This is a genomic window from Emcibacteraceae bacterium, from assembly GCA_041396985.1.
GTDB lineage: Bacteria > Pseudomonadota > Alphaproteobacteria > Sphingomonadales > Emcibacteraceae > Pseudemcibacter.
In genome coordinates, this window is record JAWKXO010000002.1 from 516,673 (window position 1) to 535,544 (window position 18,872).

The 18,872-nt window shown below is 45.1% G+C and carries 21 protein-coding genes and 1 tRNA gene; 10 read left to right on the forward strand and 12 right to left on the reverse strand.

The window, feature by feature from the left end:
* Position 1: 1 nt before the first annotated feature.
* The 4 genes from R3D86_06995 to R3D86_07010 all read right to left on the reverse strand — a co-directional run bounded on the left by R3D86_06995 (position 2) and on the right by R3D86_07010 (position 2,860).
* On the reverse strand, positions 2 to 1,183 hold the full coding sequence (locus tag R3D86_06995; GenBank protein ID MEZ5757950.1) for an acyl-CoA dehydrogenase: 1,182 nt from the start codon (positions 1,181 to 1,183) through the stop codon (positions 2 to 4).
* Positions 1,183 to 1,746 carry a cob(I)yrinic acid a,c-diamide adenosyltransferase gene (locus R3D86_07000; protein MEZ5757951.1) on the reverse strand — a complete coding sequence of 188 codons (564 nt, stop codon included), beginning with the start codon at positions 1,744 to 1,746 and terminating at the stop codon, positions 1,183 to 1,185. Before R3D86_07000 ends, R3D86_06995 begins: the two co-directional genes overlap by 1 nt.
* A complete protein-coding gene (locus R3D86_07005) occupies positions 1,747 to 1,935 on the reverse strand; it encodes a twin transmembrane helix small protein (protein MEZ5757952.1) in 189 nt (62 codons plus the stop codon).
* 79 nt (positions 1,936 to 2,014) lie between these two features.
* Complete coding sequence (locus tag R3D86_07010) at positions 2,015 to 2,860, reverse strand: cyclase family protein (GenBank protein ID MEZ5757953.1); 846 nt, start codon at positions 2,858 to 2,860, stop codon at positions 2,015 to 2,017.
* Positions 2,861 to 2,985: 125 nt separating this feature from the next.
* On the opposite strand from R3D86_07010, the gene R3D86_07015 reads away from it, so the two are divergent.
* The 3 genes from R3D86_07015 to R3D86_07025 are packed head-to-tail and all read left to right on the forward strand — an operon-like array spanning position 2,986 to position 5,949.
* Complete coding sequence (locus R3D86_07015; GenBank protein ID MEZ5757954.1) at positions 2,986 to 4,707, forward strand: alpha/beta hydrolase-fold protein; 1,722 nt, start codon at positions 2,986 to 2,988, stop codon at positions 4,705 to 4,707.
* Between the two features lie 14 nt (positions 4,708 to 4,721).
* Entirely contained in the window at positions 4,722 to 5,435 is a 714-nt protein-coding gene (locus R3D86_07020) for an alanyl-tRNA editing protein (GenBank protein ID MEZ5757955.1), read from the forward strand.
* 10 nt (positions 5,436 to 5,445) lie between these two features.
* Complete coding sequence (locus R3D86_07025) at positions 5,446 to 5,949, forward strand: nuclear transport factor 2 family protein (GenBank protein MEZ5757956.1); 504 nt, start codon at positions 5,446 to 5,448, stop codon at positions 5,947 to 5,949.
* On the opposite strand, the gene gluQRS is transcribed toward R3D86_07025, so the two are convergent.
* Positions 5,946 to 6,818: a tRNA glutamyl-Q(34) synthetase GluQRS gene (gluQRS, locus tag R3D86_07030; protein ID MEZ5757957.1), complete on the reverse strand. Its 873-nt coding sequence runs from the start codon at positions 6,816 to 6,818 to the stop codon at positions 5,946 to 5,948. The genes R3D86_07025 and gluQRS overlap by 4 nt on opposite strands.
* Before the next feature lie 55 nt (positions 6,819 to 6,873).
* Here gluQRS and R3D86_07035 point away from each other — a divergent pair, with 55 nt between their 5' ends.
* Complete coding sequence (locus tag R3D86_07035) at positions 6,874 to 7,524, forward strand: dienelactone hydrolase family protein (GenBank protein MEZ5757958.1); 651 nt, start codon at positions 6,874 to 6,876, stop codon at positions 7,522 to 7,524.
* A gap of 6 nt (positions 7,525 to 7,530) precedes the next feature.
* On the opposite strand, the gene R3D86_07040 is transcribed toward R3D86_07035, so the two are convergent.
* Genes R3D86_07040 through R3D86_07050 form a run of 3 tightly spaced genes read right to left on the reverse strand, consistent with a single transcriptional unit; the run spans position 7,531 to position 9,182 of the window.
* Positions 7,531 to 8,085: a demethoxyubiquinone hydroxylase family protein gene (locus tag R3D86_07040; GenBank protein ID MEZ5757959.1), complete on the reverse strand. Its 555-nt coding sequence runs from the start codon at positions 8,083 to 8,085 to the stop codon at positions 7,531 to 7,533.
* Positions 8,082 to 8,600 (reverse strand): disulfide bond formation protein B, encoded by a 519-nt coding sequence (locus tag R3D86_07045; protein MEZ5757960.1) that lies wholly within the window; start codon positions 8,598 to 8,600, stop codon positions 8,082 to 8,084. Before R3D86_07045 ends, R3D86_07040 begins: the two co-directional genes overlap by 4 nt.
* A gap of 3 nt (positions 8,601 to 8,603) precedes the next feature.
* Entirely contained in the window at positions 8,604 to 9,182 is a 579-nt protein-coding gene (locus R3D86_07050; GenBank protein MEZ5757961.1) for a YqaA family protein, read from the reverse strand.
* 161 nt (positions 9,183 to 9,343) lie between these two features.
* Here R3D86_07050 and R3D86_07055 point away from each other — a divergent pair.
* A tRNA-Leu gene (locus R3D86_07055) sits at positions 9,344 to 9,429 on the forward strand.
* 27 nt (positions 9,430 to 9,456) lie between these two features.
* On the opposite strand, the gene R3D86_07060 is transcribed toward R3D86_07055, so the two are convergent.
* Positions 9,457 to 10,173, reverse strand: a complete 717-nt coding sequence (locus R3D86_07060; protein ID MEZ5757962.1) for a DUF899 family protein — start codon at positions 10,171 to 10,173, stop codon at positions 9,457 to 9,459.
* Positions 10,174 to 10,265: 92 nt separating this feature from the next.
* Here R3D86_07060 and R3D86_07065 point away from each other — a divergent pair, with 92 nt between their 5' ends.
* Both R3D86_07065 and R3D86_07070 read left to right on the forward strand, forming a co-directional pair.
* Positions 10,266 to 10,670, forward strand: coding sequence for a helix-turn-helix domain-containing protein (locus R3D86_07065; protein MEZ5757963.1), 405 nt, complete (start codon positions 10,266 to 10,268; stop codon positions 10,668 to 10,670).
* 25 nt (positions 10,671 to 10,695) lie between these two features.
* Positions 10,696 to 11,052, forward strand: coding sequence for a hypothetical protein (locus tag R3D86_07070; GenBank protein ID MEZ5757964.1), 357 nt, complete (start codon positions 10,696 to 10,698; stop codon positions 11,050 to 11,052).
* 50 nt (positions 11,053 to 11,102) lie between these two features.
* Here the strand turns inward: R3D86_07070 and R3D86_07075 are convergent, their stop codons facing one another.
* Entirely contained in the window at positions 11,103 to 12,602 is a 1,500-nt protein-coding gene (locus R3D86_07075) for a CoA-acylating methylmalonate-semialdehyde dehydrogenase (GenBank protein MEZ5757965.1), read from the reverse strand.
* A 13-nt stretch (positions 12,603 to 12,615) separates the two neighbouring features.
* Positions 12,616 to 13,944, reverse strand: coding sequence for an aminotransferase class III-fold pyridoxal phosphate-dependent enzyme (locus R3D86_07080; protein ID MEZ5757966.1), 1,329 nt, complete (start codon positions 13,942 to 13,944; stop codon positions 12,616 to 12,618).
* A gap of 204 nt (positions 13,945 to 14,148) precedes the next feature.
* On the opposite strand from R3D86_07080, the gene R3D86_07085 reads away from it, so the two are divergent.
* Genes R3D86_07085 through R3D86_07095 form a run of 3 tightly spaced genes read left to right on the forward strand, consistent with a single transcriptional unit; the run spans position 14,149 to position 16,880 of the window.
* Positions 14,149 to 14,691 carry a PepSY-associated TM helix domain-containing protein gene (locus tag R3D86_07085; protein MEZ5757967.1) on the forward strand — a complete coding sequence of 181 codons (543 nt, stop codon included), beginning with the start codon at positions 14,149 to 14,151 and terminating at the stop codon, positions 14,689 to 14,691.
* A 3-nt stretch (positions 14,692 to 14,694) separates the two neighbouring features.
* Positions 14,695 to 15,684, forward strand: coding sequence for an amidohydrolase family protein (locus tag R3D86_07090; GenBank protein ID MEZ5757968.1), 990 nt, complete (start codon positions 14,695 to 14,697; stop codon positions 15,682 to 15,684).
* A 35-nt stretch (positions 15,685 to 15,719) separates the two neighbouring features.
* The gene (locus R3D86_07095) at positions 15,720 to 16,880 is read left to right on the forward strand and encodes a hypothetical protein (protein MEZ5757969.1); all 1,161 of its coding nucleotides are present in this window, start codon (positions 15,720 to 15,722) and stop codon (positions 16,878 to 16,880) included.
* 3 nt (positions 16,881 to 16,883) lie between these two features.
* On the opposite strand, the gene acs is transcribed toward R3D86_07095, so the two are convergent.
* Positions 16,884 to 18,824: an acetate--CoA ligase gene (acs, locus tag R3D86_07100; protein ID MEZ5757970.1), complete on the reverse strand. Its 1,941-nt coding sequence runs from the start codon at positions 18,822 to 18,824 to the stop codon at positions 16,884 to 16,886.
* Positions 18,825 to 18,872 lie beyond the last annotated feature (48 nt).

Consider the following 18,872-nt stretch of genomic DNA (forward strand, 5'->3'; position numbering starts at 1 on the left):
ATCAGAAGGCATTGATGCCGGTTTGAAGCCGGCCGAGGATCAGGGCATGAATATCATGTGTACCTTCATATGTATTGACCGCTTCAAGGTTCATAACATGGCGGATAATATGAAATTCGTCGGCAATCCCGTTGCCGCCATGCATGTCACGGGCCATGCGTGCTATCTCAAGGGATTTGCCGCAATTGTTGCGTTTCAGAAGTGAAATGGCATCAGGGGATAACATTTTCTGATCCATTAGTCGCCCTGCCTGCAGACAGGCGTGAAGACCAAGGGTTATTTCCGTCTGCATATCAGCCAGTTTTTTCTGAATCAGTTGATTGGCAGCAAGCGGCTTACCGAACTGTTTGCGATCAAGTGTATATTGACGCGCCGCATGCCAGCAAAATTCTGCCGCCCCAAGCGAGCCCCAGGCAATACCATAGCGGGCGTTGGAAAGGCATCCCAAAGGACCCTTCATTCCTTCAACATTCGGCAGCATATTTTCTTTTGGTACAAAAACATCTTCCATAACAATTTCACCGGTGGTCGAAGCGCGAAGTGAAAATTTTCCCTCTATTTTTGGGGCACTGAGCCCTTTCATTCCTTTTTCAAGTATGAAGCCACGGACTATGCCATTGTCATCTTTGGCCCAGACCACAAAGATATCGGCAATGGGGCTGTTGGTAATCCACATTTTGCTGCCGTTAAGAATATAACCGCCATCAGTGGCTTTGGCTCTTGTCTGCATACTTGAGGGGTCTGATCCTGAATTTGGCTCGGTCAGGCCAAAGCAGCCGATCCATTTAGCACTGGCTAGTTTGGGCAGGTATTTTTCTTTTTGTACTTCTGAGCCATAGGCATAAATGGGATACATGACGAGCGAGCTTTGCACCGACATGGCGCTTCGATAGCCACTGTCCACCCGCTCGACTTCACGGGCAATCAGGCCGTATGACACGTAGCCGACACCGGCACAGTCATATCCGTCTATTGTCGGGCCCAAAAATCCCATTTCCCCCATTTTGTTCATCAGGTTTCTGTCAAAATGCTCTTGCCTGTTTGCTTCCAGTATGCCGGGCATCAGTTCACTTTGACAAAAAGCAGCCGCTTGGTCACGGATCATGCGTTCTTCTTCATTTAAGGACTGCTCAAGCAGCAATACATCATCCCACGGGGCTGTTTTCCAGATTGTGGCGCTCATTATCGGTTCTCTCCCGGTATCCAAAGAACATCGTCTTTTCCGTTATTATTTGTTTTGCGGCTCATGACAAAAAGATGATCAGAAAGCCTGTTTAAATATTTTATGGCAAGGGGCGATATTTCTTCATTTTCTGCCGCTTTAACCAGCCATCTTTCGGCACGCCTGACAATGGTTCGTGCCTGATGAAGGTGGGCTGCCGCCGCACTGCCCCCGGGCAGTACAAAAGAATTAAGTGGCGCAATATGTTCATTCATCTGATCAATTTCAGCTTCCAGCCGATCTATCTGGGTCTGACAAATACGTAGGGCATGCTGCTCATATTTGCTGCCCTTGGGCAAAGACACATCCGCACCAAGATCAAATAGATCATTTTGAATGCGAGAAAGCATCTGGTCATTTACGTCTTCAGTATATAGCCGTGCCAGGCCGATAGCTGCATTACTTTCATCAATGCTGCCATAGGCTTCAATACGGGGGATATATTTTTTGGCACGGCTGCCGTCCGTAAGGGATGTTTCGCCGCTGTCCCCACCTCGGGTGTATATTTTATCAAGTTTAACCATCTATCTGCTTAACCATAAATAGAGGGCAATCAACATTACGGTAATAAATTGTGATAAAACCCTAAAGCGCATCATCATGTTGCTTTTTTTGCCATTGTCATCAGTTTTAGTCATTGTGAAAACACCGGCAAACATAATACCAATGGTTATAGCAACGCTGATGGCTATGATTATTTTCAGAATATCCATAATTCTGTCCCTGCTGATTAAAATATACTTCACTATAAGCGATCATTTGTGAATATCTAGCGTTTCTTTTGACTATTTCTTATTCGTTTTTTGCTTTGGGTATTATGGCAAAGACCCTTGCCGGGAAGCCGTCACCAGCTTTTGGCAATGCCCATGTTGCGACAATAAAGGCACCCCACTGAGGCACCATATCAAGGGCTTTCATATTTTCAATCTGATATTTGTTTTGTGACAGAAAATAGGTCTCTAGCGGATAGTTGCCATCTGCCGCCAGTTTTCCAGTATCCGTATCCATAGTTTCGTGACCGATGGCTGTGACGTTGCGTTGTTCCGCCAGATATTTTAGTACCTCCATGCTCCAGCCTGGAGAATGGCTTGTTCCATTTTCGTCCCAATTTCTGATCAGGTCTGTATTTGGCCATCTTTTTGACCAGTCTGTCCGAAGCGCAACAAATGTTTTTTCCGGAATAGGTCCATAAATATTTTCCCATTCTCGTACATCCTCCATTGAAACCTGATAATCCGGATTTGCCGCCACTTTTTCATGAACATCAATGACAACGAGCGGCAATATCATTTCATTAAGTTCTATCTCCTCCAAAGTTCTTAAGCCCTTAATAAAATGTATGGGTGGGTCAACATGGGTACCCCACTGACCGGGAAAACTGTATCGATGAATTGACCCAGTACCGTTCATAATACCTTCACCGGGAGTATGACTAAGCAAGGTTTCTATTTTTGCTGCCTCCGGACCGGGTCCATTGGGAATATTCGTGTCCAAAATTTGGGTTAGGTCAATATAGGTTGCATTCGCGAGTATATTCGCAAAAATTTCTGATCTTTGTTCACTGGTATTTTTTATCGCCAGCATATATCCGGCAATCGCTGCGATCATTACGTAAGCCGTGTTACGGAAATTTTTCATGATACCTCTCCAAACTATTATTTAATTTACACGTAAACTAAATATAAATAAAGTCATATCGGGGTTAGATGTGGTCTTTTAAGTCAAAGTCTGTAATATTAATTTTAAGCAATTTATAGGGGAGCATGATGAGAAAAATTTTATTTAATTTATGGTTTTCATTGGGGTTGATTGCTTCGGCACATGCCAATGATAATATTTCTATTTCTGTTGATTTTCCTGCCTCTCTCGGAGAAAAGCAGGATGGTAGGCTGCTGGTAATGCTGTCAAATAATGATCAAAGTGAACCACGTTTCCAGATTAATTCGGGGCCAAATGGTCAGCTTATTTTTGGGTTGGACGTCAAGAACTGGCAACCGGGCACAGCTATAACAGTGGACAATCAAATCTATGGTTACCCTTTTCAAAGTTTGCGTGACGTTCCTGCAGGAGACTATTATGTTCAGGCGGTGATTAATCGGTATAAGGATTTTCATCTGGCTAACGGAAAAACCGTTTCCCTGCCGCCGGATAGGGGTGAGGGTCAGCAATGGAACAGAAAACCGGGTAATTTTTATAGTAAGCCCCAAAAGGTAACAATTTCGGAAAATGGTGTTCAGACTATTAAAATAACAATGGATCAGAAGATTGCGCCGATTGTGCCTCCCAGGGATACAAAATATATCAAACATATAAAAATGAAGAGTAAAATGCTCAGTGAATTCTGGGGTGAGGATGTGGAACTTGGCGCTCATGTTCTGCTTCCAGAAGGATTTGAAAAACATCCGGAAGCAAAATATCCGTTGATGATTTTTCATGGGCATTTTCCGTCCGATTTTGGCGGCTTCAGTGAAACCCCGCCGGACCCGAATATGAAGCCAACCTATAGCGCACGGTTTGATTGGGATGGCTATAATATTTATCAGGCACAGGCGGCCTATGATTTTTATAAAAAATGGATCAGTGAAACTTTCCCCCGCTTTATTATTATCGAAATACAGCACCCAACCCCCTATTATGATGACAGCTATGCTGTTAATTCGGCTAGTCAGGGACCATATGGGGATGCGATCACTTACGAACTAATTCCCTATATTGAAAAGAAATTCAGGGGAATAGGGGAAGGTTGGGCCCGTTTTACCTATGGCGGGTCAACCGGCGGTTGGGAAGCACTGGCCGTACAGGTTTTCTATCCTGATGAATATAATGGGTCATTTGCGGCCTGTCCGGATCCGATTGATTTCAGGGCCTATACACCGCTGAATATCTATAAGGATAAAAACGCCTATTATTATGATGCGGATTATAAAAAAGTCCCACGACCCGGTCACCGTGACTATCTTGGTAATGTCAGTTACGGGATTGTTGATGATAATCTGCTTGAAGCGGTGCTGGGAAGCAAAAGCCGCAGCGGTGGGCAGTATGATATCTGGGAGGCGACCTATTCACCGATGGGTGAAGACGGATACCCGGTGCGGCTCTGGGATAAAAAAACCGGAGAGATTAATCATGAAGTGGCCGAATACTGGCGGGAAAATTATGATCTTCGTTATATTATGGAGCGGGACTGGAAAACGCTAGGGCCCAAATTAAAAGGCAAGCTTCATATTTATGTCGGTGATATGGATAATTATTATTTGAATAATGCAGTATACCTGACGGAAGGCTTTCTTGAAAAAACGAAGTCGCCTTATTATGCAGGTGAGGTGGATTACGGCGATCGGGCTGAACATTGCTGGAACGGTGATCAGATTAACCCCAACGGGGTCAGCCGCCTGAATTATAATTTCATGTATCTGGATAAAATTTTAAAAAGAATTGCCGAGAGTGCACCGGAAGGGGCGGACCTGACAAGTTGGCGATATTAAGGAGAGCAGAATAAATGACGGAAGAATTATTCCGCGAAGACGCATACTTAAAATCATGTGACGCGCAGGTTTTAAAAATAAATGACCTTGGCGGTATTATCCTTGACCGGACGGTTTTTTATCCGACCGGCGGCGGACAGCCGGGTGATAGTGGCCAGCTTACTTTTGGGAAAAGAGAGGTGAGAATTGTCACCACTGTTTATGACCGGGATAGTGGTGAAATTGTCCATGTTCCAGCGGAAGGACAGGAATTGCCGGGTGAAGGCAGCAGTGTTTCTGCAGAAATTGACTGGGATCGCCGTTATCTTCATATGCGGATGCATACGGGGCTCCACCTTCTGTGTGCATCTGTTCCCTGTGGTGTTACCGGCGGGCAGATTGGCGCTGATAAAAGCAGGCTTGATTTTGATATTGGCGATATGACGCTGGACAAGGACGAAATTACCCAAAAGCTAAACGACTTTCAAAGCGGCAATCACGAAGTAACATCATTCTGGATTACCGATGAGGAAATGGATGAAAATCCTGATCTGGTCCGCACCATGTCAGTAAAACCGCCAAGAAAAGGGGGGCGGGTCCGCCTGATGAAAGTTGGCGATGCTGTTGATCTACAGCCATGCGGGGGAACACATGTTAAAAATACGTCTGAAATCGGTCGGTTATCCGTTTCAAAAATTGAAAATAAGGGTAAGCATAATCGCCGTGTCAATATCGTATTTGAGGAATAGGAAGAAAAAAATGAGAAATTTTTTATTTGGTTTTTTAACGGTGCTGTTATTGACTTCGCCGGCACTGTCACAAAATTTTCCGGCGGAGGAAAAGGCAATCATTGCAGTGCTTGATGATTTTCATGATGCGGCGGCCAAGGCGGATAAAGATCGCTATCTTGGCCATTTTACCGATGATGGGGTATTCCTTGGCACGGATGAATGGGAACGCTGGCCGTTAAAGCCGGAATTTACCGATTACGTAGCCATGCGCTTTGCAAAAGGCGGCTGGTCATATCATTCGGAAAATAAAAAAATATCCTTTTCCAAGGATGGAAGTATCGCATGGTTCGATGAAACCAGTATTTCAAACAGAAATGGTGGTCGTTTTCGCGGCTCCGGAGTGCTGGAAAAAGTGAACGGCGAATGGAAAGTGGCCCAGTATGTTTTAAGTTTTCTGGTATATAATGAAGTCGGCGGTGAGGTCGGAAAAATCATTGCCGATGAAAAAGCCAAACGAGACGCTCAAAATTAAAGATAGTTTTTAATCAGATCATCAATTTCTTCGGGAACTACACCGCTTTCCCTGAAGGACCTGATTGTGAATGATTTTTCTCTTTTTGAAAATTTTGTACCTTCTTTTGATTTAAGCAATGCATGATGATTATAAAATGGTGTATTCAGCTTTAGAAGATGCTGCAAAAGCCTGTGAATATGGCTGGCATAAAAGAGGTCTTCACCGCGGATCACGTGGCTGATCTTCTGAATATGATCATCAATAACAACGGAAAGGTGATAACTGGTTGGAAAATCCTTTCTTGCCAACACAACATCGCCAAGAATTTCCGGGCAAGCTTTCTGCTTGCCCATTGATAAATCAGTCCAATAGAGCGGAGCTTCTAGCATTGAAAGCGCTTTTTCCATATCAATGCGCATAGCATGGGGGATGCCTTCGGCCAATTTTTGGGCGCGTTTATCTGAGCTTAAATTTTTACAGATGCCCGGGTAAATCAGCCCTTCCGGGCCGAATGCGGACTTCAGGTGCGGTGCGCGGCTGCTTTCTTCAATCTCTTGCCTTATATCCTTACGGGTGCAGAAACAGGGATATAATAATCCCATATCATCAAGTTTTTTAAGAGCCTGCTGATAATCATCAAAATGGTCTGACTGTCGTCTTACCGGGTTTTCCCACTTAAGACCTAACCAGTTCAGATCTTCATAAATTAGGACCTCATAGTCCTTTTTACAGCGTCCTAAATCAATATCCTCAATCCGCAGGATAAACGGGCCTCCATGTTTTTTTGCAAAATCATAATTAAGCTTAGCGCTAAAGGCATGGCCCAGATGCAGCTCACCGCTCGGGCTTGGGGCAAATCGGGTGATGATTTTATCAGTTTGCGTCATTGAAACCTTTACTATAAAACGGAATTCAATTTTATTTTTAGAAAGTAGTGTGACAATGAGCGAATTACCAGTGCTAAATGGCCCAAGGGTCGAACCAGAAAACGGCAACCCTGATAAACTGGTCATTTTATGTCACGGCTATGGCTCGAACGGGGATGACCTGATCGGCCTTGTCCCGCATTTAAGACACGCAATGCCAAATGCCGTTTATATTTCACCAAACGCCCCTGAACTTTGTTACGGTGCCCCAAACGGTTATCAGTGGTTTGCTTTAAGCACATTAAGCCGTGAAGAACGATTGGTCGGCACATTGAAAGCGACGCCAATCCTTGATCATTTTATTGATCAGGAGCTTAAACGATACGGGCTGGAAAACAAGGATCTGGTCTTGATCGGCTTTTCACAAGGCACAATGATGGCGCTTCATGTAGGGCTTAGACGAAAATCGGATATTGCCGGGATCATTGGTTTTTCCGGTGCAATGACGCTGCCGGAAAACTGGAAAAATGAAATTACGTCAAAACCGCCTGTGGTGCTTATTCACGGGGATATGGATAATGTGGTACCTGTTGAAATGATGCATCAGGCCTTTATTGCTCTGAAAGATGTAGGGATAAATGTCGAGAGCCATGTTTCGCCGGGGATTATGCATTCTATCGGTCCGGACGGCCTTCAGAAAGCCCTTGAATTTCTGGCTAAACTTTAAATCTTCTTAAATACGCTCGGCGACTTTTATAACTGCTTTTACGCCGAGTTTAATCGCCCCGTAAAGAAGGCCATGTCCCGGCGTTTCCTGAGCACCATTATCAATGGCAATTTGCTTATGCTCAACCTCTTCCTGTCGGAATTTTTCTAAGGTTTCCGCTAGGGAGCTATCTTCCTCGCCAAGACTTTCGATCTGTTCAGCATAATGCTTGTCGATCACTTCCTCGACTGCCTCGGTGCACGCCATTGCCGCTTTTGTTCCCAGTAGCGCGGTACCCGCCCCCAAAGCAAACCCGGCCATATGCCATAAGGGTGTGATCATGGTCGGACGGGCATTATAGTCCCGGATTAGTCTGTTAAACCTCTCCAGATGCACATCTTCCTGGTCTTTCATGTGTTTTATCGTGTCTGACATGGGGTGATTGTCCCCGAATACGGTCAGCTGTCCTTCGTAAATGCGCACGGCACCATATTCCCCGGCATGATCAACACGGATGATCCGGTCAAGCAGTGCTTCCCTGCTTAGTGGTTTTGGAACATGTTTTCCTTTCAGTTTGCTCATTTCTGAAAATCCTTTCTGACACTGATCACCAACATAATAGTCAGGATAAGCGAGATAAGAAAATTATAGCCAGCCATGGATATGCCAAACAAATCCCAGGGAATATCATCACAGCGGATTAGCGGTGCCGCCTGAAGCTGATTGAAGAAATCAGCAGCCGACATGGCGTCCCCGCCGGTTGTAATAGTGCAGCTTTCCGGGCCTTCCCACCATTTTTGCTCAACCCCGGCGTGATAACCAGAATACCCGACACTGACCAAATAGGAAAAAAGGGTCATAAGCTTAAAGCGTAGCCATTTTATGTTATTCTGCTTTTTAAGATAAAGAGCAAAACCGGCAAAGATAATAACCGCCATATGGGCATAGCGCTGTGGCCAACAGAGATCACAGGGATAAAGTCCGCCGATATATTCAAACCCATAAGCGCCGCTCAGCATAAAAACGGATGCGAAAAGCGAAAGTTCTACTATGTTATTTAGTGCATAGTTCCAAAGGGATGCGATTTTTTCCATCATGCTTCATATATACTTTAGCAGAACGAACATGCCAACCAAAAGAATGGAAAAAAGCAGGGTAAGTTTTGCCAGGTGATTTTCAATAAAGCAGCGGATCGGTGTTCCATATTTCCAGAGCAGAGCAGCTACAAGGAAGAAACGGGCACTTCTTGATACGGCGCTTGCGATAATGAAAGTTGTCATATCCAGATGGGTAACACCGCTGGCGATCGTGAAAACCTTGTAAGGAATAGGTGAAAATCCGGCCACTGCAACAATAATGGCGCCATAATCATTATAAAGGGTGCGGAAGCGTTCAAATTGGCTTTGCAAATGATAAAAATCAACTATTGGCTGGCCGATAAGGTCAAAGAAATAAGCGCCTATAATATAGCCGAAAATGCCACCGAAAAGGGAACTTACCGAGCAGACAAAGGCTATCCGCCACGCTCTGGTCGGGGCAGCAATCACCATGGGAATAACCAGCACATCCGGCGGGATCGGAAAAAAAGAACTTTCCGCAAAGGACATCAGCGCCAGAATCCAAAGGGCTCTTGGATGGTCGGCGAGCAACATGACCCTGTCATATAAATTTCTCAGCATTTTATTTCCCAATATGTATCGTTGGATTAGTTCTATATTAAAATGCCTTAAAAAAAAGTAATTTTCTTTATTTGGCGGGCCAAACGGTGCTTGACGGTTAAAATCTTCACGCTATGATGCGCCGATATTACAGGTTAATCTGTAAACATTCCTGACCCCGGGCCCCTGTGGTGGAATTGGTAGACGCGCTGGATTCAAAATCCAGTATCCTTTGGATGTGTCGGTTCGAGTCCGACCGGGGGCACCATCATTAAAACCTTTTATAATAAAGCGGTTATTTCCTGGCTGAGCTCTCATACTCATCATGGCGTTTGATCCAGGACATAAAAACTTTGTCAGGATTCTCGTTGCGGCCAATGGGTGTTATATCCATATAACGGTAAAATGTCAGAAGCGGCTCCAGACTGTCAAAAAAAGCAGAATAAGTGTGATAAATCTTCCCGTCATCGCCTTTTATAAATACGCTTACGCCGGAAAGTTCATCAACTGGGTTTTTGAGCGGGGAATAATTATATGTTGCCGTTCCATTATCATAGGCTTCTTTTGTGAATGAGACGTCAAAATCATATCCAAAGTCTGTCCCCAGACACGAATACCAGTCAAATGACCATCCCATTCTTTTTTTATAGTTAAGCAGGTTTTCAAGAGGACCATTTGAAATCACCACCATATTTATGTCACGCTGATTAAGATGGATATTTATCCCGTTATGGCAGTCTGCGATGGCTGAGCAGCGTGGGCAACCCTCATCCCAGTCAGCGCCGTACATAAAATGCTGTACAATAAGTTGCTTTTTTCCTTTAAAAAGTTCACCGAAAGTAATGTCACCTTCGGGGCCATGGAAGGTATAATTTTTTTCTACTTCCACCCAGGGCATATCGCGTCTTGCCTGACTAACATGATCTGATAGCTTTTTAAGTTCTTTTTCCTTAATCATTAACTCTTTGCGATACTTTATCCACTCTTGTTTACAGACAATCTTATGTTCCATGGGTTCTCTCAATTTAATTAACTTGCATATTAAAAGTAAATTAAAATAACATTTTGCTTGCTTTTTACAAGTAAAAAAAATAACAAATAAGTATGACAAAGAAAATCAGATCAAATTGCCCTGTATCTTATGCGCTGGAATTAGTAGGTGATAAATGGAGCCTGCTTATATTGCGCGATATTCTGTTAAGGGATAAAAAGTTTTATCAAGAATTTGTCGCTTCTGCTGAAGGAATAGCGACAAACATACTTTCAAACAGGTTGGCAATGCTTGAAAGTAATGGATTTATCAATAAGCAGCGTGATACGGAAGATCGTAAAAGATACATCTACAGTCCAACAAAAAAGGGTCTGGATCTTTTGCCTGTCATTATTTCCATAATGCAATGGAGTGATAAATATAATTCTGAAACGGATATCCGGCCCCCTTTTATGGACATGGTGCGAAATGACCCGATAGAATTTGAAAAATTTATTCGGGGCAAATTCTTAAACTAACATTGGGTGATAGGAGGAGAAATTAATGAAAGAATATCTGGCAGTATACACAGGAAATAAGCAGTCGCGTGAAGAATCCGGTTGGGATCAGCTGGACCCTGCAAAAAAGGCAGAACTTGAAAAAGCCGGTATGGAAGCCTGGTATGACTGGATGAAAGCCAACCAAAAGTCAATTGTTGTATCCGGTGGTCCCTTGGGTAAGACAAAACGAGTATCAAGGGATGGGATTTCAGATCACGTAAATGAACTTGTCGGTTATATTATAATCAAAGCAAATTCATATGAAGAGGCAGCAGAAAAGTTCCTCAATCATCCGCATTTTTCAATATTTCCCGGTGATGCCGTTGAAATAATGGAATGTCTTCCGGTGCCGGGAATGTAAAAGTACCGGGAATCAACAATTAGCTCAATTTTTTGGCAAATAATATAAGCCTATCCGCTGGACGGGAAGCTTAGGTTCGCCCCGGCCATGATACTGGTAGGCCAGCGCATGGTCACTGTTTTTAACTTGGTCCAGAAACGCACCCCTTCCGGCCCGTACATATGATGATCACCAAATATTGACCTTTTCCATCCACCGAAGCTATGAAAAGCCAATGGCACGGGAAGAGGAACGTTAACCCCAACCATGCCGATTTTTATTTTCCGTGTAAAATCGCGGGCGATGTCACCGTCACGGGTAAAGATGCAGGTGCCGTTGCCATATTCATGTTCCTGAACAAGCTTTACAGCATCATCATAACTTTGGGTACGAACCACAACCAATACGGGGCCGAATATTTCTTCGCTGTAAACGGACATGTCCTTTGTGACATGATCCAGTATTGTGGGGCCACAGAAATAGCCGTTCTCAAAACCGGAAGCGGCTTTAAAATCTCGGCCGTCAAGGACGACTTTTGCGCCCTGTATCTCACCTTCAGTAATAAGTCTTTTTACACGGGCATTATGTTCCTTTGTGATGAGCGGTCCCATTTCATTGCCAGGTTCAAGACCGCAGCCCACTTTAATCCGGCTTGCCTGCGCGCTAATTTTTTGAACAAGCCTGTCAGCAATATCATCCCCGACGGCAACCGCGACGGAAAGGGCCATACAGCGTTCTCCGGCTGAACCAAAAGCGGCCCCGATCATGGCATCAACCGCCTGGTCAAGATCGGCATCCGGCATAATGATGGCGTGATTTTTGGCGCCGCCCAATGCCTGAACGCGTTTATTATGGGCCGTGCCTGTATGATAGATATATTCGGCAACTGCTGTCGAGCCAACGAAACTGACAGCTTCTATTCCCTTATGCTGTAAAAGGTGGTCAACGGCGACTTTATCGCCATGGACAACGTTAAAGACACCATCCGGAAGTCCCGCTTCCGAGAAAAGACGTGCCAGAATATTGGCACAAGACGGGTCGCGCTCAGATGGTTTTAAAATAAACGTATTACCGCAGGCGATGGCAAGCGGGATGGTCCAGAGCGGTACCATGGCCGGGAAATTAAACGGGGTGATGGAGCAGACGACCCCAAGGGCCTGCCGGGTGTTATAACAGTCAATTCCGGTCCCCACCTGTTGCGAGTATTCACCTTTAAGCATTTCGGGAATGCCGCAGGCATTTTCAACAATTTCAAAACCACGGGTAAGCTCTCCCATGGCATCATCCCAGACTTTTCCATGTTCGGCGACAATATGCCGGCACAATTCTTCTCGGTTTGCTTCAAGCAGTTCACGAAATTTAAAAAGGATAGAAACCCTTTTCATCAGGCCGGTTTCCGACCAGCTTTCAAAGGCTTTGCTCGCAGCATTTACCGCTGCATCAATGTCAGCAGTGCTGGCAAGTCCGACTTCACCCTGAATTTCACCGGTTGCCGGGTTATAAATCGGTGCGTTCCGATTGCCGCTAGCGGCAACCATCTGCCCATCTATATAATGATCAACTTTATACATAATCTATATTTTCCTAACTAATCTCTTTTGCGGTTTTACGTAGCGCATCAAAAATCGGGTCAAGCTCTTCTTTTGAGCTGGTTAAAATAGGGGCAATAGCAATTGAATCACCGTTTGATCTGATCCCGATACCATTCTCAAAGGCTTTAAGAAAGAAATCATAGGCCCGTGCGCCGATATTGTCATCCCGCTGGGCAATAGTCAGTCCGCCCGCATAGCCAATATTTCTGATATCTGTAATATGGGGCAGGCCTTTTAAGCTGTGCAGTGCATCCTCAAAATATTTGGCATTTTCTGTGACACGCTGATAGATATTTTCTTCTTCATAAATTTCCTGCGCGGCAAGCGCGGCGGCGACAGCAAGCGGATGTGCTGAATATGTATAGCCGTGGAAAAATTCAATGCCTGCTTTGGTGCCATCAAGGAAGGTATCATATATTTTCTTACTGGCAATCACGCCCCCCATGGGGACGGCGGCATTATTGATCCCTTTTGCCATTGTGCAGATATCAGGGGTTACCCCAAAATAGGTCGCTGCATTAGCCGCGCCGAGACGGCCGAATGCGGTAATCACTTCATCAAAGATAAGAAGAATGCCGTGTTTTTCGGTAATTTCCCGTAATTTTTTCAAATAGCCTTTTGGTGGCACGTACATTCCAGCCGATCCGACCATTGGCTCAACTATAACCGCAGCAATAGTGGAGGCATCATGAAGAGTGATAATCTGTTCCAGTTCGGTAAGATATTTCATTGGATCGGAATTTGGCTCACCGCGGCTGAAAGCATCTTCCTTGGGATTATAGGGGAACGGCAGGTGATCAACCCCACTGAGCAAAGTACCAAAAAATTTACGGTTGTTGACCATGCCGCCCACCGATATACCACCAAATCCAACACCGTGGTAGCCATTCACTCGACCAATCAGCCTCGTTCTCGTACCTTCACCGTTAATGCGGTGGTAAGCAAGCGCCATTTTGAGCGCTGTATCAACAGCTTCTGACCCGGAATTGGTAAAAAACACATGCCCAAGGTCACCGGGAAATTGGGACGCCACAACATTGGCAAGCTCAAACGCCGCTTCATGACCGAAATTAAAGGCTGTGGAATAATCCATTTTAGCGGCCTGAATTTGGATGGCTTCGGTAATTTTGGGATGGCAGTGGCCAAGGTTTGAACACCAGAGCCCGGAAAAGGCATCCAGAATTTTACGCCCGTCCGCTGTTTCATAATATAACCCCTTTGCACTTTTATAAAGACGGGGACTTTCCTTGAACGTCCGGTTAGGCGTAAATGGCATCCAATAGGCTGCCAAATGGTCATTTTTATTATCTGTATTATTCATAGAGAGTTTCTCTTATTCTTAAATTGAATTTTTTGAGAGTAGCCGCAATATTATATTTGCTTCAAGTGTTTTGTGATAACGCTGAAAAGATTGGGCAATCATTATCATCCATTGCATTCGAATGATGTTGGTGTTTTGAGATGTAATTGTTAAATTATAAATCTGAAACAAAAAATAAATTTTTTCTATATTGAAGCGTAATAAATGAAGTTCACAAAATTAAACAGAACCATACATAATTGGATATCCATTTTCATTGCCCTGCCATTGTTGCTGGTGATCATTTCAGGGTTGTTTCTTCAATTAAAAAAAGATGTGGACTGGATCCAACCACCAAGCAAACGTGGTGAAAGTCAGGCGACCCCAATTGTCAGTCATGCTGAATTGCTCAGGGCCGCAACAAGCGTTGAGCCGACAAAAGGCATGGAATGGTCAGATTTTGAGCGAATTGATTATAAAACGGACCGGGGCATGGTTAAGTTTATTTCGGCTGATGGTTGGGAAGTTCAGGTTGACACAACAAATGGGTTGGTCTTGTCAGTCATGGAACGGCGTTCTGATCTGTTAGAAAAAATACATGACGGTACATTTTTTGGGGACTGGATGAAATATTATATAATTTTGCCATCAGCAATTTGTCTTTTTATACTCTGGATTACCGGAATTTATATGTTTATTTATCCCTTTGTTAAGCGGTCATCTAACAAACGCAACAATCGGGAAAAAGCAGTGTCAAAAGGAGTATAATTTATGGTTATAGATTTCCATGCACATTACATAGCACCTAAATTGATGGAAATGCTGGAAAAGAGATCTTCTGATCCCCGGATCAGCCGCAATGCTGATGGTTCCATGCTATATCATATGCCGGTAAGCACTCTTCCTTATTCAAGTGCCTATTATGATATGGACGAACGGATAGATTATCTTGATCATATTGGCATGGAAAAGCAGGTCATATCGCTTCCGGGATTATTGGGCGTTGATTATTTGCCACTAGAACAGTCATTACCCATGATTAAAGCATCAAATGATGATTATGCCGTTCATTCTTCAAAATTTAAGGATCGGATTATACCTCTGGCGGCACTACCGCTTGCTGATATTGGTGCGATGGAAGATGAGCTTAAACGGTGCGTGGAAAGTTATGATTTTTTTGGGGCAATATTACCCAATAATGCTTTTCTTTCCCTCGATTATGCCAATGAACTAAAATCACTGTTTCATTATGCCAATCAAAAGAAGCTTCATTTTTTTATTCATCCTGGCTGGCGACATGACCAGTATCCCATATTGGACAGGAGACCAAAAGACCCGGACGAGCTGCTGATTGCACGCGGCGCGCTCGGTGTTCAGCATGATATTTCATTTACATTGATTACGTTGCTTTACACTGATTTTCTTGACCAGTTTCCTGATATGACAGTGCATATTGCCAATCTCGGTGGCACTTTTCCAATGGTTGTGGAGCGGATGCAACATACGGTTGAAGCCCGTTTTCCAAATGCGAAACTTCCCCCGACGAGGAAGAAAAATTTATTTTTTGACAGCTCATCGCTGGGCCCGAGAGCCTTGGAGCTTGCAGTGGAGATTTATGGGGCAGATAAAATTGTTGTCGGAACGGATACCCCGATATTTTCCGCAGAAACCGGCCTGCGTGTGGTAAATGAAACCAGACTTTCAAAAGATGAAAAAGAGCTTATATTAAGAGAAAATGCCCTCAAACTTCTCTCACGATAACGTGAATTGTGAGCATTCGTCTGCTATGCTAAGATATGCGTTTAATCTTCCGAAGGGTTGATCTGGAGAAATACGTGGCGGTTAACGGTAACCTGTTAAAATTTTTTCTGACTTTATTGATGTTGTCCACTTTGACTGCCTGCTCAGGTTTGCCGGAGAACTATGCCTATCGCGGTGATATTTCTCGAACTCAACTCATTGACGGGGTTTCTTTTTTAGGAAAAACGATTGATAATAAAGATCTGCCTTCTGCGGACATTATGATGATTACACCAGAAATGGAGGCCTTTCTCGAGTTAAATACGGGAAGAGTAAAATTGCCTTATCAAAAAGCAATGGCACTTGGCAACTCAATCGTTGATGCAGATAAGCTGGGGCTTATTTATGAGCCGGGTGTTACTTATACAGCCAGTCAAACTTTTGAGAACGGACAGGGAAATTGCCTGGCGTTCAGCTTTCTTTATTCGTCATTAGCAAGAAAACTGGGACTTGATGTTAATTTTCAGGAAGTAAATGTCCTGCCTGAATGGGATTTATCAGATGATGAAATATATGTGGAAAACCGTCATGTTAATGTGCGGGTCAATTTGCCTGGTAGCAATGATCTGGTCGTTGATATCAGCAGAATTGGTGTGGAGAGGGAACTTTCCAATACACTTCTTGATGAAAATACGGTTTCGGCACTTTATTATGGCAATATTGCTGCTGAATACCTGCTCAAAAAACAATATAGACAATCGTTCCTCTATATTGTGAAGGCAATAAAAACGGATAGTAATGTTCCATCACTCTGGGTTAATCTTGGGGTGCTTTACAGGCGGGCCGGAAATAATGATTTTGCCGAAAAAGCCTATTTTACAGCCCTGGAGATAGATGGAAAAAATCAGGCCGCACTAAATAATCTTGCCCATTTATATAAAGAAGCAGGAGACCGGGAGCGGGCAGAATATTTCCTTAGCCTTGTAAAATCATATCAGGACAAAAACCCCTATTTTCATTTTGTCAAAGCTGAAAAAGCAGTGGAAAAAGGGAGCTACGATGAAGCCATGTGGCACATTGATGATGCCATAGACAGAAAATCTGATGACCCGAGATTTTATCGTCTTAAAAGTAAGATTTATAAATTACGTGGTGAAGAGAATAAGGCGTTAAAAACCCTTGAAATAGCTGACGAAATTTCCCGCAATCAAATATAATTCCTATTTCAATCTGTTATTGATGAGGTCCTGGACGACGGCTGGGTCAGCGAGGGTTGAGATATCGCCGAGGTTTGATGTGTCATTCTCGGCGATTTTTCTTAATATCCGTCGCATGATTTTGCCGGACCGTGTTTTGGGCAGTCCCGGCGCGAACTGGATATGATCGGGCGTGGCGATGGGGCCGATTTCCTTTCTGACCCAGTTTACCAGTTCCTTTCTGAGCTCTTCCCCCGGAGCATGTCCGCCCATCAGGGTGACATAGGCATAAATACCCTGTCCCTTGATCGGGTGAGGGAAGCCGACCACGGCCGCTTCCGCCACGTCCTCATGGGCGACCAGGGCACTTTCGACCTCGGCCGTGCCCATACGGTGACCGGAAACATTAATCACATCATCAACCCGCCCGGTGATCCAGTAATAGCCGTCCTCATCGCGGCGGCAGCCGTCGCCGGTAAAATATTTGCCTTTATAGGTGGAGAAATAGGTCTGGTAAAAGCGCTGATGATCACCGTAAACGGTGCGCATCTGCCCCGGCCAGCTGTCGGTGATGCAGAGATTGCCCGAAGCCGGTCCTTCAAGCACCTTGCCGTCCCCGTCGACCAGCTGGGGTATGATGCCAAAAAACGGCCGGGTGGCCGAACCCGGTTTTAACGCCGTCGCTCCGGGCAGCGGCGTGATCAGAATACCGCCGGTTTCCGTCTGCCACCAGGTATCGACAATCGGGCAGCGGGCATCGCCAACCACATGATAATACCATTCCCAGGCTTCCGGGTTGATCGGCTCGCCGACACTGCCGAGGATACGCAGACTGCTGAGATCACATTTTTTGACAAACCCGTCTCCCGCGCCCATCAGGGCCCGGATCGCCGTCGGTGCCGTATAGAAAATATTGACCTTATGCTTCTCGCAGACCTGCCAGAAGCGTGAGGCGTCCGGATAGGTCGGCACCCCTTCAAAGACAAGCGTGGTGGCGCCGTTGGCCAGAGGACCATAAACAATATAGCTGTGGCCCGTCACCCAGCCCACATCGGCAGTGCACCAGTAAATATCCCCGTCATGATAATCAAACACATATTGATGGGTCAGGCTGGCATAAACCAGATAGCCGCCGGTCGTATGAAGAACCCCCTTGGGCTGTCCGGTGGAGCCGGAGGTATAAAGAATAAACAGCGGGTCTTCCGCCTTCATCTCCTCGGCCGGGCAATCCGCATCCACCTTCGCCGCCTCGTCCTGATACCAGACATCCCGGCCCTCAGTGAAGCCGACATCGCCGCCGGTGACCCGCACAACAATCACGGTCGAGACAATGGTTCCGGGATGCTCAAGCGCCTCATCCACATTGTTTTTCAGTGGGATGACTTTGTTCCCTCTCAGTCCCTCATCGGCGGTGATCACGATATGACTGTCACAGTCAACCAGACGCCCGGCCAGCGCCTCCGGTGAAAAGCCGCCAAACACCACCGAATGAATGGCGCCGATCCGCGCACAGGCCAGCATGGCATAAACCGCTTCCGGCACCATCGGCATATAAAGGGTGATGCGATCACCCTTTTTGGCGCCCCGGGACTTCAGCACATTGGCAAAACGGCACACTTCCCCGTGAAGCTCACGGTACGTGATATGACGCGATACATTGGGGTCATCCCCCTCAAAGATAATCGCTGTCTGATCGCCGCGGCTTTCCAGATGCCGGTCAACACAGTTGACGCAGGCATTTAAGGTTCCGTCCTCATACCAGCGGATATGAAGATCATCCTCAGAAAAACTGACATCCTTTACCTTGCTGTAAGGCCGTGTCCAGTCCAGACGACGTCCCATCTCCCCCCAGAACCCTTCCGGGTCCGATAAAGAACGGGCATATAAATCATTATACCGGTCTGCGTTGATCAGGGCAGACTTCGCTACCGATGCATCAACCAAATGCGTTTCAATACTATACATATAGTTTACAGCCTTAAGCTTTAAATTTTATTTTTTAGTAATGTTAAT

Excerpts from the sequence above, each read along its gene's own strand:
- acs (MEZ5757970.1), bottom strand. The coding sequence starts at position 18,824 with ATGTATAGTATTGAAACGCATTTGGTTGATGCATCGGTAGCGAAGTCT.
- R3D86_07045 (MEZ5757960.1), bottom strand. The coding sequence starts at position 8,600 with ATGATGGAAAAAATCGCATCCCTTTGGAACTATGCACTAAATAACATA.
- R3D86_07015 (MEZ5757954.1), top strand. The coding sequence starts at position 2,986 with ATGATGAGAAAAATTTTATTTAATTTATGGTTTTCATTGGGGTTGATT.
- R3D86_07035 (MEZ5757958.1), top strand. The coding sequence starts at position 6,874 with ATGAGCGAATTACCAGTGCTAAATGGCCCAAGGGTCGAACCAGAAAAC.
- R3D86_07050 (MEZ5757961.1), bottom strand. The coding sequence starts at position 9,182 with ATGCTGAGAAATTTATATGACAGGGTCATGTTGCTCGCCGACCATCCA.
- R3D86_07070 (MEZ5757964.1), top strand. The coding sequence starts at position 10,696 with ATGAAAGAATATCTGGCAGTATACACAGGAAATAAGCAGTCGCGTGAA.
- R3D86_07005 (MEZ5757952.1), bottom strand. The coding sequence starts at position 1,935 with ATGGATATTCTGAAAATAATCATAGCCATCAGCGTTGCTATAACCATT.
- R3D86_07065 (MEZ5757963.1), top strand. The coding sequence starts at position 10,266 with ATGACAAAGAAAATCAGATCAAATTGCCCTGTATCTTATGCGCTGGAA.
- R3D86_07020 (MEZ5757955.1), top strand. The coding sequence starts at position 4,722 with ATGACGGAAGAATTATTCCGCGAAGACGCATACTTAAAATCATGTGAC.
- R3D86_07060 (MEZ5757962.1), bottom strand. The coding sequence starts at position 10,173 with ATGGAACATAAGATTGTCTGTAAACAAGAGTGGATAAAGTATCGCAAA.
- gluQRS (MEZ5757957.1), bottom strand. The coding sequence starts at position 6,818 with ATGACGCAAACTGATAAAATCATCACCCGATTTGCCCCAAGCCCGAGC.
- R3D86_07025 (MEZ5757956.1), top strand. The coding sequence starts at position 5,446 with ATGAGAAATTTTTTATTTGGTTTTTTAACGGTGCTGTTATTGACTTCG.
- R3D86_07040 (MEZ5757959.1), bottom strand. The coding sequence starts at position 8,085 with ATGAGCAAACTGAAAGGAAAACATGTTCCAAAACCACTAAGCAGGGAA.
- R3D86_07000 (MEZ5757951.1), bottom strand. The coding sequence starts at position 1,746 with ATGGTTAAACTTGATAAAATATACACCCGAGGTGGGGACAGCGGCGAA.
- R3D86_07085 (MEZ5757967.1), top strand. The coding sequence starts at position 14,149 with ATGAAGTTCACAAAATTAAACAGAACCATACATAATTGGATATCCATT.
- R3D86_06995 (MEZ5757950.1), bottom strand. The coding sequence starts at position 1,183 with ATGAGCGCCACAATCTGGAAAACAGCCCCGTGGGATGATGTATTGCTG.
- R3D86_07075 (MEZ5757965.1), bottom strand. The coding sequence starts at position 12,602 with ATGTATAAAGTTGATCATTATATAGATGGGCAGATGGTTGCCGCTAGC.
- R3D86_07010 (MEZ5757953.1), bottom strand. The coding sequence starts at position 2,860 with ATGAAAAATTTCCGTAACACGGCTTACGTAATGATCGCAGCGATTGCC.
- R3D86_07095 (MEZ5757969.1), top strand. The coding sequence starts at position 15,720 with ATGCGTTTAATCTTCCGAAGGGTTGATCTGGAGAAATACGTGGCGGTT.
- R3D86_07080 (MEZ5757966.1), bottom strand. The coding sequence starts at position 13,944 with ATGAATAATACAGATAATAAAAATGACCATTTGGCAGCCTATTGGATG.
- R3D86_07090 (MEZ5757968.1), top strand. The coding sequence starts at position 14,695 with ATGGTTATAGATTTCCATGCACATTACATAGCACCTAAATTGATGGAA.